7 protein-coding genes are annotated in these 14,627 nt (G+C 44.5%); 5 read left to right on the top strand and 2 right to left on the bottom strand.

The features are described from left to right. Positions 1 to 220 precede the first annotated feature (220 nt). The 5 genes from MusilaSJ_RS13210 (at position 221) to MusilaSJ_RS13190 (ending at position 8,275) form a co-directional block, all read left to right on the top strand. On the top strand, positions 221 to 982 hold the full coding sequence (locus MusilaSJ_RS13210; protein WP_274990371.1) for a phosphosulfolactate synthase: 762 nt from the start codon (positions 221 to 223) through the stop codon (positions 980 to 982). Positions 983 to 1,460: 478 nt separating this feature from the next. Then, complete coding sequence (locus MusilaSJ_RS13205; protein ID WP_274990370.1) at positions 1,461 to 4,790, top strand: vitamin B12-dependent ribonucleotide reductase; 3,330 nt, start codon at positions 1,461 to 1,463, stop codon at positions 4,788 to 4,790. Positions 4,791 to 4,973: 183 nt separating this feature from the next. Then, on the top strand, positions 4,974 to 5,987 hold the full coding sequence (locus MusilaSJ_RS13200; RefSeq protein WP_274990369.1) for an LLM class flavin-dependent oxidoreductase: 1,014 nt from the start codon (positions 4,974 to 4,976) through the stop codon (positions 5,985 to 5,987). A 156-nt stretch (positions 5,988 to 6,143) separates the two neighbouring features. Then, on the top strand, positions 6,144 to 6,878 hold the full coding sequence (locus tag MusilaSJ_RS13195) for an acyl-CoA desaturase (protein WP_274990368.1): 735 nt from the start codon (positions 6,144 to 6,146) through the stop codon (positions 6,876 to 6,878). A gap of 140 nt (positions 6,879 to 7,018) precedes the next feature. Further along, entirely contained in the window at positions 7,019 to 8,275 is a 1,257-nt protein-coding gene (locus MusilaSJ_RS13190) for a pyridoxal phosphate-dependent aminotransferase (RefSeq protein WP_274990367.1), read from the top strand. A gap of 203 nt (positions 8,276 to 8,478) precedes the next feature. Here the strand turns inward: MusilaSJ_RS13190 and MusilaSJ_RS13185 are convergent, their stop codons facing one another. Together MusilaSJ_RS13185 and MusilaSJ_RS13180 are read right to left on the bottom strand one after the other, a co-directional pair. After that, positions 8,479 to 11,373, bottom strand: coding sequence for a DEAD/DEAH box helicase (locus tag MusilaSJ_RS13185; RefSeq protein ID WP_274990366.1), 2,895 nt, complete (start codon positions 11,371 to 11,373; stop codon positions 8,479 to 8,481). Positions 11,374 to 11,931: 558 nt separating this feature from the next. Further along, on the bottom strand, positions 11,932 to 14,385 hold the full coding sequence (locus tag MusilaSJ_RS13180) for a PIG-L family deacetylase (RefSeq protein ID WP_274990365.1): 2,454 nt from the start codon (positions 14,383 to 14,385) through the stop codon (positions 11,932 to 11,934). Positions 14,386 to 14,627 lie beyond the last annotated feature (242 nt).

Below are 14,627 nucleotides of genomic sequence, written 5' to 3'. Positions count from 1 at the left end.
ATATAATATGTGTCTTTTCGTGTTTTAAGATAACGCGCGGCCGCAAGATGACGGTATATCAACCCACTCACCTAATCAACTCAATCAACAACTTACTACCAACAATGAATTTACCATGAGCTTTAAAATCATTTAACATTTGAAATTTGCACATCTGCATATTTGTTGCGACCTTTGCCTCGTTAGAACTTTTAGTTATAGGCTATAACAAATACTTACAATGAACTACACTATTAATCATCTTCCTGATCGTACAACTAAACCCCGTGATAAAGGCATAACCATGGTTATGGATAAAGGCCTTAGCTTGCGCCAGGTTGAAGATTTTATTGAAGTTGGTGGGCCGTATACCGACATTGTAAAGCTGGGTTGGGCTACATCATATGTAACCCCTAATCTTGAGCAAAAACTAAAGCTCTACCGAGAGGCCGGGATCCCTGTTTATTTTGGGGGCACCCTGTTTGAGGCCTTTATTGTACGTAACCAGTTTGACGATTACCGCCGTTTATTGGATAAATACCAGTTGGAACATTGCGAAGTATCCGATGGTTCGATCACTATTGAGCATGATGTAAAATGTAATTATATCAGCGAGCTGGCCAAACAGGTTACGGTAATATCCGAAGTGGGTTCAAAAGATGTTCAAAAGATCTTCGCCCCTTATAAATGGATCAAACTGATGAATGCCGAAATTGAGGCCGGCTCATGGAAAGTAATTGCTGAAGCACGTGAAAGCGGAAATGTAGGGATTTATCGTGATTCGGGAGAAGTACGCCAGGGGTTAATTGATGAGATCCTGACCCAGATCCCTGAAGGGACTATTATTTGGGAAGCGCCTCAAAAAGCACAGCAAGTTTGGTTCATTAAATTGATAGGTGCAAATGTGAGTTTGGGTAATATCGCCCCAATGGATATCATTCCGCTTGAAACCCTAAGGTTAGGTATCCGCAGCGATACTTTCGACCATTTTTTAGAGATGTAATTGTTGACTGATCTTAATATAACAATTAACCCAGCCTCCGGAGTAATCCGGAGGCTTTTTGTTTTAGAAGGCAAGAGTCAACCTTACACACAGGCAACCTCCTTTTTAGCGCAAGTCTTGAGTTTGGGGCTGTGTGTGGGAGACTTGTGCTTTAACTTTGCTGGTAGAAGGCACAAGTTACCCGTGCTCAGGCAACCTCACAAGACTGGCACCGGCAGGCTAAAACACAGTGATTGAGCATGGTTAAAACTATATGTCTTTTTTCTTAAAAAGTACATCAATTCTTAATTATCAACACTGCAAGTATTTAAAAATCAATTAATTTCTCTTGTATAAGAACAAGGGATGCATGTTATTCCAGGCATGTGGAAAACTCCGGCTATTATGCTGTTTAGCATACTAATAGATTTGATTTAAAACCCCTGAACCTTTTTAGTGTTGCACGTACTCAGTTAATTTTATCATAATCTGTAAAGCTATGGCTAAAAACATTACCAGGAAGGCGCCCGCGGCAAGCGGGGAAAAGGGGCTCAAAGCCGAACGCTATTTCACCAAAGAAGGTACCAGTGTTTACGACCTGTTTAAATATGAAAAGCGATCGTCGGTGATCCGTAACCCCTCAGGCGATGCTGTATTTGAAATGAACGATGTTGAGGTGCCGGCGGGCTGGTCGCAGGTGGCTACTGATATCCTGGCTCAAAAATATTTCCGTAAGGCAGGCGTACCTCAACCCGACGGCTCAACCGGATCTGAAAAAAGCATTAAACAAGTTGCCCACCGTATGGCCAACTGCTGGAAGGATTGGGGCATGCGATATGGTTATTTTGCTTCACCAAAAGATGCTGAGATCTTTTATGATGAAATAGTTTATACTATTGTTGGGCAACAGGCCGCTCCAAACTCACCGCAATGGTTCAATACCGGTCTGCATACCTCATACGGCATTACCGGCAAACCACAGGGGCATTATTATGTCGACCCGGTAACGGAACAGTTGAGCAAGTCAACTTCAGCTTATGAGCGCCCGCAGCCTCATGCCTGTTTCATCCTTTCTGTTGATGACGATTTGGTGAACGAGGGCGGTATTATGGACCTTTGGGTTCGTGAGGCCCGCATTTTCAAATACGGATCGGGCGTAGGCACAAACTTTTCTAAGATCCGCGGCGAGAGTGAAAAACTATCGGGCGGTGGTTATTCATCGGGCCTGATGTCGTTCCTGAAAATTGGCGACAGGGCGGCGGGAGCCATCAAATCGGGCGGGACAACCCGCAGGGCAGCCAAAATGGTTTGCCTTGATCTGGACCACCCCGAAATTGAGGGGTTTGTGAACTGGAAAGTAGAAGAGGAAAAGAAAGTTGCAGCCCTGATAGCCGCAGGTTATTCGTCTGATTATGAAGGCGAAGCCTACCGTACGGTATCCGGTCAAAATTCCAATAACTCGGTACGCATTCCCAATAGCTTTTTCACAGCGCTTAAAACCGGCTCGGCCTGGAATTTAACCAGCCGGATGAGCGGCAAAACCGTTAAATCCATATCCTCGCAAAAACTGTGGGACGATATCGCTTTTGCAGCCTGGGCCTGTGCCGATCCGGGAGTGCAGTTTGATAGCACTATTAATGAGTGGCATACATGCCCGGAAGGGGGGCGCATCAACGCTTCTAACCCCTGTTCGGAGTATATGTTTTTGGATAATACGGCCTGTAACCTGGCATCCATCAACCTTGCTCATTTTTTTAATTCGCAAACACGTGTATTTGATGTAAAGGGTTTTGAACATGCCTGCCGCATGTGGACCATTGTACTGGAAATCTCCGTATTGATGGCTCAATTCCCATCAAAAGAAGTAGCACAATTATCCTATGATTACCGCACGCTTGGCCTTGGTTATGCCAACCTGGGTTCGGCCCTGATGGTGAACGGCATTCCTTATGACAGCGATGAAGCGCGTGCTATTGGCGGCGCTATCACCGCCATCATGACCGGCACTGCCTATGCAACTTCAGCCGAAATGGCTCGTGAGCTGGGTGCTTTCAGCCGTTATAATGATAATAAGGAGCACATGATGCGGGTGATGCGCAACCATCGCTATGCTGCGTATAACTCTACCGAAAACTACGAGGGACTGGAAATTACCCCTCCGGGTATTAACCCAAAACATTGTCCCGATTACCTGCTTTCAGCTGCCTGCAATGCCTGGGACAAGGCTGTTGAAATGGGCGAAAAATATGGCTACCGCAACGCCCAAACCACCGTTATCGCTCCAACGGGAACTATCGGTTTGGTGATGGATTGCGATACTACGGGTATCGAGCCGGATTTTGCACTGGTGAAATTTAAAAAGCTATCGGGCGGCGGTTACTTTAAAATTATTAACCAGGCCGTACCGGAGGCTTTGCGCAATTTAGGTTACCAGGAACATGAGGTTACCGCCATTGTTAATTATGCCAAAGGTGCAGCAACCCTAAAAGGTGCTCCGCATATCAATATAGATACGCTTAAAGCCAAAGGTTTTAATGATGATGAACTGGAAAAACTGGACAAAGGCCTGGTATCTGCCTTTGAGATCAGTTTTGCTTTCAATATCTGGTCGCTGGGCGAAGAATGTTTGAAACGCCTGGGCATCACGGCCGAGCAATATAACGCGCCAGATTTTAATGTACTGCGCGCACTTGGTTTCAGCAAAAAACAAATTGCAGAAGCTAACGAGTATATCTGCGGTACTATGACCATCGAGGGAGCGCCGTACCTGAAACAACATCACTATCCTATTTTTGATTGCGCCAACAAATGCGGCGCAAAAGGAGAGCGCTACATCCATGCCCATGGGCACATCAAAATGATGGCAGCAGCGCAGCCATTTCTTTCGGGTGCCATTTCAAAAACCATCAACCTGCCAAACGAAGCCAAAGTTGATGAGATCAAAGATTGCTACGAGCTTTCGTGGAAGCTGGGCCTGAAAGCCAACGCACTTTATCGTGATGGCTGTAAACTATCTCAACCGCTGTCAACCAAATCAGACGTTAAGGAAGAAGCCGATGACAAGCTGGATACGGTTGAAGAAGTATTAGGGGAAGCGGCCAACGTAAAACTGAGCGATCTGACACCCGAGCAGGTTATTGAAGCAGCCATGGCCATCATGGAAAAATCGAAGGATACCAATTTTATGCGCCAGCTTTCGCGCGTGGTGCAAAAGAAGCACCTGCCATATAAACGCCGGGGCTTTACACAAAAGGCCAGTATTGACGGGCAAACCGTATTTGTGCGTACCGGCGAATATGAGGATGGTACCCTGGGCGAGATTTTTGTAGATATGCATAAAGAAGGTGCAACCTTCCGCTCATTGATGAACTGTTTTGCCATTGCTGTTTCCATCGGTCTGCAATATGGTGTTCCGCTGGAGGAGTACGTGGAAAAATTCACATTCACCCGTTTTGAGCCGGCGGGAATGGTGGTAGGGCATACCAATATTAAAAGTGCAACCTCCATTATCGATTATATTTTCAGGATGCTGGGCTATGAATACCAGGACCGCACCGACCTTGTACACATTATAACCGATAAAAACGGCATATTGGGAAACCCGCAAATGGGTGATGAGGATTTTAATGCCGATGAAACCAATGCGTACCAGCCATCTACGCAATCTTCAGATAATTCTATTAATGCTCAAAGAAAAGGCTTATCTTTCGATGTTAGTATGGGTGTGCAAAGTGATGCGCCAAGCTGCAACGTTTGCGGGCATACCACGGTTCGTTCGGGTACCTGTTACAAATGCTTAAACTGCGGCAACTCAATGGGATGCTCGTAATCAATACGGATTTTTTCAAATCAATTATAAATAGTTAATTATGTTTAGCCCCGCTCACCAGGCGGGGCTTATTTATTACCAGGGGCAAAATTGATGCAGCAGTAATAGTAATTGCAATGCCATAAAAGCCCGGCTATAAAGCCCACCTCCAACCCGATGCTTATTTTTGTGTTCACAATAGATATGAGCACAAACAAGATTAAACTGAGCGTGCTCGACCAGTCGCCGATTAGAAAAGGGGCTACTGCCGAGCAGGCCATACAGGAAACCATACAACTGGCAAAATATACCGATACCCTTGGCTATACCCGCTTTTGGATTTCAGAACATCATAATATGGGTATTATAGCAGGCTCAACGCCCGAAGTGTTATTAGCCCATTTGGCAGGTGAAACTAAAAACATGCGCATGGGTTCGGGTGGTATTATGATGCCTAACCACAGTACACTAAAAGTTGCCGAAAACTTTCGGATGCTGGAAGCGCTGTTTCCCGGCCGGATTGACCTTGGAATGGGCCGCGCGCCGGGTACCGACAGGATTACAGCCGCCGCGCTGAATCCTTCAAATCAGTTCAGGGAGCAGGACTTTGTTGAGCAACTGGCCGATCTGCAGAATTACTTTCATGATACTTACGAACCGGGAACCATACAAGCGCGTATCAGGGCTATCCCGCAGATTAAAACCGTGCCTAACATGTGGTTGCTAAGCTCAAGCGGGCAAAGCGGCTTGTTTGCGGCACATTTTGGCATGGGTTTTTCCTTCGCTCATTTTATTAACCCTAACGGTGGCCCCGAAAGTGTTAAAATGTACAAGGAACGTTTTCAACCGTCGGATGACTTACAACAGTCACAAGCCAACGTGGCTGTGTTTATCTTTTGTTCTGAAGATGAGGAAAAGGTTAGGCAGCACCAGGCCGTGATGGACCATCGCTTTCTGCAGTTTGAAAAAGGTGGGCCAATAGTGCCGCTAAGCTATGAGGATGTAAAAGATGTGGAGTATACCCCAACCGAACAGGAGCGCATCCGTTATAACCGTTACCGGGTAATTGCGGGTTCGCCTACTGAGCTAAAGCTCAAATTAAGCTGGCTTGCCAATGATTATGAGGTGGATGAAATTATGGCTGTTACAATAACTGAAAATTTTGAGGATAGGCTGGAATCGTACCGCTTATTGGCCGAACAGTTTGAATTATTATAATCCCGGTAAAACAACTTTTTTAAACAAATGCCGTTTCTATGCCAGGAACGGCATTTTTTATTGACGCTGATATCATTATTCACATATTAAAAACTTTATAAGGCTTTAAATTGTATCTTTGGAAAGATTATAAATAAGTCTATTTTCTACAATTCAATGGTTATTATCATATTCTTCATAGCGCACTGGTTTCTGTCGCTATTCTTTCAAACGTTCTTCCTGCACAGGTATGCATCTCACAAAATGTTCACTACCAATAAATTTTACGAAGGAATGTTTTACCTGCTCACTTATGTTTGCCAGGGATCGTCATTTTTAAACCCAAGGGCCTATGCCATTATGCACCGTGAGCACCATGCATATAGCGATACCGAAAAGGATCCGCATTCGCCTCATTTTTTTAGAGATGTTTTCCAGATGATGGTTTATACTGCTAAAAGCTACAGCCTGCATGTAAGGAAACTGAAGGATCCGGAGGAGCGTTTTAAAGGTAATATTCCTGAATGGCGTTTTGTCGATTTAATTGGTTCATCAATTGTATCCCGTATCTCGTTCGGTATTTTGTATGTTTTATTTTATGTGGAGTTCGCTACCGCCTGGTGGATGTACCTGCTGATCCCTATTCACTTTTTAATGGGCCCAATCCATGGCGCTATCGTAAACTGGTGTGGTCATAAATACGGTTATCAAAACTTTGATAATGGCGATAAATCAAAAAACACAACTCCATTTGATTTTTTAATGCTGGGCGAGCTGTTTCAGAATAATCACCACAAACACCCCAACAAAGCCAATTTTGGCGCCAAATGGTTTGAGATAGACCCGGTTTACCCCGTAATGAAACTCATGCACTGGATGCGGATAATTAAATTGCGTAAAGCGTATTTATAGAGAGCTTAAAGCCGAAGGCTAAAAGCTGAAAGCGATAAGATTAACAAAAGGCCTAAAGCCGGAAGCAAAAAAGCTTTCAGCTTTAGGCCTTTTGCTTTTAGCTTTCTTCCTATCTTTGCCGCTCATAAATACATAAATCCATGAGTGTTTCCTTATTAGCTCAAAATTTGCATGGCTCGGAGATCATCAAGATTGCGGGCGAGATCAACGAATTAAAACGACAAGGCCAGAATATCGCCAACCTTACCATCGGCGATTTCGATTCCAATATTTATCCTATTCCAACTCCTCTAAAGGAAAAGATTATTGACGCCTATAATCATAATCAAACCAACTACCCGGCTGCTGATGGCATGCTTGATCTGCGCCAAAGCGTAAGCGGGTTTTTAAAAAGAAGCTTAGGGCTTGATTATGCGCCAAATCAAATCCTGATTTCCGGAGGTTCGCGCCCGCTGATCTATTCTATATTTTTGGCGGTAGTTAACCCCGGCGAAAAAGTGGTTTTCCCTGCACCGTCATGGAACAATAACCATTACAGCGATCTGCTGAATGCCGATGCAGTGATTATCCCTACCGCTCCTGAAAATAATTTTATGCCTACGGCAGATGATATTCGCCCGCATTTAAAAGGAGCGGCTTTGCTGGCGTTGTGTTCGCCTTTAAATCCTACCGGTACTATGTTCAGCAAAAAGGACCTGGAAGAGATCTGCGACCTTGTAATTGCCGAAAACAAGAGCCGTGCAGCGGGTGAGAAACCACTGTATTTATTATACGATCAAATCTACTCGCAGTTAACTTTTGGTGAGCATAAACATTACGATCCGGTAACCCTTCGTCCTGAATTAAAGGACTACGCCATTTTTGTAGATGGCGGTTCAAAATGCTTTGCAGCAACAGGTGTACGCGTGGGCTGGGGTTTTGGTCCGGCATTGGTTATAGAAAATATGAAAGCCATAGTAGGGCATATGGGTGCCTGGTCGCCAAAGCCCGAGCAAATGGCTATGGCCAAATTTTTAACCGATGGGGCTGATGTAAACAGTTACCTTGCCGATTTAAAAGGAAAGATCCAGGCAAGCTTAACTGCCCTGCACGAAGGTTTCCAGGAGATGAAAGCCAGCGGTTTAAATGTAGACTCGATTGAACCGATGGGCGCTATCTACCTTACCCTGAAAATAGATTACAGCGGCAAAACCACTCCGGACGGTAAAGTGCTGAAAGATTCGGCAGATATAAACTTTTATTTGATTAAAGAAGCAGGAGCTGCATTTGTTCCATTCTCTGCTTTTGGCACTGGCGACGAGGTTAACTGGTTCCGTGCATCGGTAGGTGCCACCCCACTTCATGAAATTGAAGGGCTGATACCAAGAGTGAAAGCGGCGTTGAGTAAGTTAAAATAAGCCCCCTCTAAATCGTATATTGCGCTCGTTTACAACGAGTGCTTAACATGGTCTTGCGATTGTATCGCCCGATTCGCGTTTTAAACGCTAAACCACATTAAGCGCTCGTTGCAAACGATCGCAAGTTAACATGACTAAAAAAAGCGATGAGCCCCAATTACTCATCGCTTTTTCTTTAAAGCCCTGTTGCTTTAGGGGGGCGGTTACCCCAATATCTCTTTAATATCCTCGGCGGTAAGCGATTTAATAAAGCTTTCTTCGGTAGTGATTAATGCTCTTGACAGGCTGAGCTTACGTTGCTGCAGGGCCAAAATCTTTTCTTCAACCGAATCTTTGGTGATGAATTTATAGATGAACACGTTTTTGGTTTGGCCAATGCGGTGCGTACGGTCGATAGCCTGCTGCTCAACAGCCGGGTTCCACCATGGATCAAGGATGAACACATAATCGGCTTCGGTAAGATTAAGGCCTACGCCCCCCGCTTTTATCGAGATCAGGAACACACGCGTTTTTTCATCCTCCTGAAATTGCTTAACCACATCGCCCCGGTTTTGCGTAGCACCATCCAGATAAACGTAAGGAATGCCAACCCGCTCAAAATGTTCGCGGTAAATGCTAAGCTGTTTTACAAACTGCGAAAATATGAGCACTTTGTGGCCGCCATCAAGCACGTTGCCTAAGGTATGCACCACATCTTCAAATTTACCGCTGTCGCCTTCATAATCCTTGTCAATCATGATAGGGTGGTTAGCAATTTGCCTTAGCTTGATCAAGCCCTGTAATACCTGGATCTGTGTTTTAGCGAACGTGCCATCCTCCAGGCTTTTCAGCAACTCATTCCGGTATTCGGATTTTACCTCTTCATAAACCGAGGATTGTTCTTCGGTCATCTGACAGTAGAAAAGATTTTCAGTTTTGGGTGGCAATTCTGTTGCTACCTGCTCTTTGGTGCGGCGTAACACAAATGGCTTGATCAGAGCCTGAAGTTTGCGGGCCTTATCTTCATCCTTTTTCTTTTCTATAGGAGCCACAAACTCGTTTTGGAAAAATTGTTGCGCGCCCAATAAACCAGGGTTAATGAACGACATTTGTGTCCACAAATCGTTAACCGAATTTTCGACCGGGGTCCCGCTCAAGATCAGTTTAAAGCGCGATTTGAGCTGTTTAACCGCCTGGTATGATTTTGACGACGGATTTTTAATATTCTGGCTTTCATCCAGGATCACGTAATCAAAAAAGAAACCCTTAAACATTTCAATATCAATGCGGCTGATACCATAGGTGGTGATCACCACATCGTAATTGGCAAACACTTCGGCACTGCGGTAGCGCATGGTGCCTGTATGTACCATAAGCTTTAACTGCGGGGCAAATTTGCGGGCCTCATTAAGCCAGTTATAGATCAGCGAGGTTGGCATGATCACCAGCGAAGTGGCTTTTCCTCCAGCCTCTTCAGTATCTTCCTTGTGCTTTTGCAGCAGCGATAAAGTTTGGATGGTTTTACCCAAACCCATATCATCGGCAAGGCAGCCGCCAAAGTGGTATTGTTTTAAAAAGTGAAACCAGTTATAGCCCGCTTTTTGGTACGGCCTCAAATTACCTTCAAAATTAACAGGCATTGGCGCATCCTCAAGCTCATCAAAATTAGTAAGCTTTTGCAGCTTGCGGGTCATGGTGACGTTGGCCATTTCGCCTTCGGCAAGGTCTGTGATGAGGCCAATATGATGACGGCGAAGTTTTAAATCATTGCTGCCTTCGGTAAAGTGCAGCAGGTTGCCGTATTGTGAAAACCATTTTTCGGGAATCACGGCTATCTCGCCCGATGGTAATGTAAATTCCTTTTTATGATTGAGGATATGATTTTTAAGCTGGATAAAAGGAATGCGGTAGGGGCCGAAGCTCACCATGGCGTTAATATCAAACCAGTCGTTATTTTCTGTTACTTCAAGCTCAATTTTACTACTGCCAAATACATAGCGTTTTTGCCCTTCGGGCTGTTCCAGCTCAAAACCCTGTTCAATAAGCTGACCATGATGCTGGTTAAGCCATTCAAAAACCGAGAACGAGCGATCATCATCTTCATCGTGGCCGGCAACTTCAAGGTTTTGGAACAATGAGGAAGCTATTTTAAGCCCCAATTGCTCCAATTGGTGCATTTTGCCTTTTTCCCAGGTGGTTGAACGTTTAATACGGTGAAACAGGTAATCATCGCCCGTTTTTTCCATCCGCACAGAAATGTGCCTGCCATCGCCATAAGGAAATACATAGCCGGCATACTTAAAAGAAAGTTGCAGCTGTGAAGTGCCGCCTTCAATATAAATAGGTTTCAGTATAGGGCAGGCATCATACTTTTCGGTATTAATGATGAAACCCTCAGCGTAAACATTATGCTTTTCGATAAGCGGGGCAACAAACTTTTCAAAGTATGATTGTTCCGATGATTTAGGGATGGCAATGAAGCGCTTATTCAGGAACGGCTGCAGCTTTTTACCCTCAATCTCCTTATCAAAATAATACAGGGTATCGTCAAGCAGCATCCAGGCCGGGTGGTTGCAAATGATCTCAGCATTTTTAAACATGAACTCAATGCGCATGCCCTGGTATTTGATGGTAGGGAAATACCTGATCTCTTCTTCACTGCGCCTGAAATGAAATAACACTGATGCCGCCTCGGTAGCCAGCTGAAGCTTACGCTCGCCGGGATAACCTTCCTTGCTCATCTGGTATACCTGCTTGCCGCAAAGTAACGATAAGGCCTCGGCAATGCGTTTCTCCAGTTTGGGGCGGATCATATCGAACATCTGCTCATTGAAGATCTTGGAGAAAAACTCGAACGGGCGGATTGGCTTTTTATAATACCTTTTGATCACGTTACCCTGCTCCATCTCCTCCAGCAATTTGATCAATCTGATATCAGTATCATCCAGAAACTCGCAAAACTCTTTGGCTGTATTGGAAAATAAACGCTGGTGTGTTAATGAAAATTCACCATTGGGATTAAGCTGAACAATGTGTGGTTCAATAACATACGACAGGTAGTCATGCCTGGCAATGGCATAAATAATTTGGCATGGTTTGGAACTGTCGACGCGTAACATGTGCTTCAGGGTAAAAATTATTTGAAGCTACATCAAGAAAAAATTCAAACGTAAATAGAATTTACTGTAATTGAAAGAGTTTTATATTAAAAAATTGTTAACATGATGAAATTGACATCCTGTTGATAACATAAAGTGTTTTTTGCCGAATAGTCGCGTTTAATAAAGGAAAAGATAAAGATAGCCTTAATAGCGAGGTACGAAGCAATCTCCGCTTAGAAGAGCAGTTCTGTGTGGCTGCTTGTACAGTTTGGGATTATTCATAATTATATAGGTATTAATGAGTTCCCTCCGGTCGGTTGTCTTCGTTATTGTAAGTTGTTGATTTTTAAATGTGTTTTTTGATCAATATCATAAATATGGGCGTTGCCTGCGGCCGTGCTATCCGCTCATACTGCACAGGCATTAGCCACATGGCCGGTATCCGCTACTATCACTAACGCGGCCCACGCACTATCGCTAAAATATTTTTATACGTCATCATGATTTTTTAACGTTCCATCAGGGTCTCTCATAGAGGACCCTGATGTCTTCGCCCGGCAATACGCGTTTATTCTTTTACTTTGGCTTGCTCAGCAAGTTAATGAACAACCTGTAAGCTCCGGGCACACCGGCAGGTAGCTCCCTGAAAAATGCCAGGGAAGTGTATATAAACCTGCCCTTACCATAATCGCCAACTATAAGTGACCCGTTAAGTGGTTCTTCGCCTTTATCGTGCATTTGGAGAATGGGCTTATATTGCGGATCGATATTGCTTACATAATATAAACCGCGTTCCTGGATCCATCCGTTGAAATCGTCATTAGTTATTTTGTTAGGGTAATTCAGCACCGGGTTTTGCGGATCTAAGACAGTTATCTCCGCATTTTCATCAGTAACCCTCCTGTTCACTACGGTAAACGGATATGGGCCTATCTGTTTTACCACGATGCCATTGTTGTTATTGTATTGCACTACCAGGTTGCCGCCGTTCTTAACATATGCCATTAACTTCGATTGCTGATAAGCAAGTCGCTCTTTCACATTGTATGCACGTACGCCGGTTACGATGGCGTCGTAGCCTGAAAGATCACCGTTCATTACTTCGTTTTCGCTTAGCATGTGTACTTCGTAGCCTACCTGGCGCAAAGCTTCGGGCATTTGGTCGCCGGCACCGGCAATGTAGCCTATTCTTTTGCCGTTGTTTTTCAGGTCGAGGTAAACAAGCTTTGTTTGCGCAGTCGGAAACAAAGTAATGGCCGGCACGTGGTCATACCTGATCCGGTGAAGACTAAGTGAAAATGGTTTGCCATTGGCGTTAACCACCGCTTCCAGATCGGTTGTTTTGGTTTTGGTATCGGTTGGACTAACTGTAAATGCTACCGACCATTCCTCATTTTTGTCCTTATCGGTGAAGTCAATTTTTTCGGGATTTATTTTCCAGCCGGCAGCGGGTTTCAGGCTGATGGTACCGCTTGCTTTGGTAAAACTTTTCAACTTTACCAGTATTGTTTGTGCTTGTTGCGTACTGAAAATATAATCCTTGTCTTCAACGTTAGCGGTTACAGGCGGTGTTATTTCAATAGGCTGATAAACCTCGCCCCTAACCGGGTCAACGTATTTATATACAATTCGGCGGTCGATATTGATGGGCTTACCCTCAATAATAAATTGGAAAGTAACTTTTGGCAGGTCAGGGTTTTCGGGGTTACCGGCAAGCGTGTTATCCGGCAACGTGTAAACACCTATTGGATGGGGTGCAGCCAGCCAGTAAGGCTGCGTTAGCATGGAAGCAGCGGCAGTAGTTTCAAACGTTTGCAGTTGATTAAATGGGATCTCCGTGCTTTGCAAAGCCAAAGAGCTATCATTGGCATCAATGTTGTTTATTTTAACGCGATAATTAAAACGGTTAACCACCTGTGCCCGTACGCCAATCTTATCGCCCAGTGAGTAAGTTGGTTCGGTAGCATAAGCCTCAAACCATAAACCTGCACATGCGGCAATGAGGCTGCTTAGTTCTTTAGTTTTCTGTTCGCGCCAGTAGATGTCTGGTACTTTCTCCACTTTTGCCAGTAATTGCACCAATGCAGGTACTGATTTTTCGGGCGCTTCGCTGATAAAGTTACGGCTGATCACGCTTGCCAGGGCCGCAATTGCATCGCCATCCTTAACCCGTTTCCAGGAAGTATTAACACCATCCATCAAATCGTTTTGAGGGGCATCGCCCAAAATAGTTTTAAAAAACTCGTATGATTCGCCGCGTTGTTTGGCCGAGCCAAAGCCCTGGGTTTTATGATTACTGCGACTTTCAGCAGCAATTTCGCCATAACTTTTACCTAAGATTGGGTTATAAACACCTACATCAATTTTAAATTGATCGGGAGCAGTGGTATTAACGCTGCCAAAGCTGAAGGTGTTCCACATAAGGCGTTTGGCCTGCCATGGCTTTACATATTTTAATTGCTCAGGATAACGGTTTGGATCGGCTGCGGCTGTAAAAGCTTCCTGCGCTAATATAGCCGAAGAGGTATGATGCCCATGGCCCCCCTCGCCGGTTGTTGGGAAGCGGCAAATGATCACATCCGGCCTGAATTTGCGGATCACCCAAACTACATCACCCAGTACCTTTTCCTTATCCCAGATTTTAAGCGTTTCTTCCGGTCCTTTTGAAAAGCCGAAATCATTAGCACGGGTAAAAAATTGTTCGGCGCCATCAATCCGGCGGGCAGCCAGCAATTCCTGCGTACGGATCAAACCAAGTAATTCGCTTTGTTCATTGCCTATCAGGTTTTGCCCACCATCGCCGCGGGTTAGCGACAGGTAGCCGGTACGATAATGCTTTTCCTGGGCCAGGTAAGCCAGCAGCCGGGTATTTTCATCATCGGGATGCGCCGCAACATACAATACGCTGCCAAGCACATCAAGCTTTCTAAGGTTTTGCTGAATGGTACCGAGATCGGTAGGCGGGTTGGTTTGGGCTTTTGAAAATGCAGTTGTAAACAGGAATACTGCAATGAGGTGGATACGCTTCATAGCAACAAATATATTGAAAGATAGATATTCTGTATTTCCTGTATCAACAATATAACAAAACGATTACCGTGACCATCAATCTGTTAAGGTTTTTAATGATTCATATTAAATGTTTCAACAAACACTTTTATTTTTTGCAGTTTTATTAACCGGCTGTCAAACAAATCTGTCATTCGATGGTAATCTTAATCAACCGATTAACTTTTTCTGCCCCGAAGCGATACGCTTAATCAATCGTTTGA

The organism is Mucilaginibacter sp. SJ, assembly GCF_028993635.1.
In the GTDB taxonomy this organism is placed as follows: domain Bacteria; phylum Bacteroidota; class Bacteroidia; order Sphingobacteriales; family Sphingobacteriaceae; genus Mucilaginibacter.
The sequence above is the reverse complement of the archived record's forward strand: the minus strand, read 5'-3'. Positions and strand labels throughout refer to the sequence as shown.

Excerpts from the sequence above, each read along its gene's own strand:
- MusilaSJ_RS13210 (WP_274990371.1), top strand. The coding sequence starts at position 221 with ATGAACTACACTATTAATCATCTTCCTGATCGTACAACTAAACCCCGT.
- MusilaSJ_RS13205 (WP_274990370.1), top strand. The coding sequence starts at position 1,461 with ATGGCTAAAAACATTACCAGGAAGGCGCCCGCGGCAAGCGGGGAAAAG.
- MusilaSJ_RS13200 (WP_274990369.1), top strand. The coding sequence starts at position 4,974 with ATGAGCACAAACAAGATTAAACTGAGCGTGCTCGACCAGTCGCCGATT.
- MusilaSJ_RS13195 (WP_274990368.1), top strand. The coding sequence starts at position 6,144 with ATGGTTATTATCATATTCTTCATAGCGCACTGGTTTCTGTCGCTATTC.
- MusilaSJ_RS13190 (WP_274990367.1), top strand. The coding sequence starts at position 7,019 with ATGAGTGTTTCCTTATTAGCTCAAAATTTGCATGGCTCGGAGATCATC.
- MusilaSJ_RS13185 (WP_274990366.1), bottom strand. The coding sequence starts at position 11,373 with ATGTTACGCGTCGACAGTTCCAAACCATGCCAAATTATTTATGCCATT.
- MusilaSJ_RS13180 (WP_274990365.1), bottom strand. The coding sequence starts at position 14,385 with ATGAAGCGTATCCACCTCATTGCAGTATTCCTGTTTACAACTGCATTT.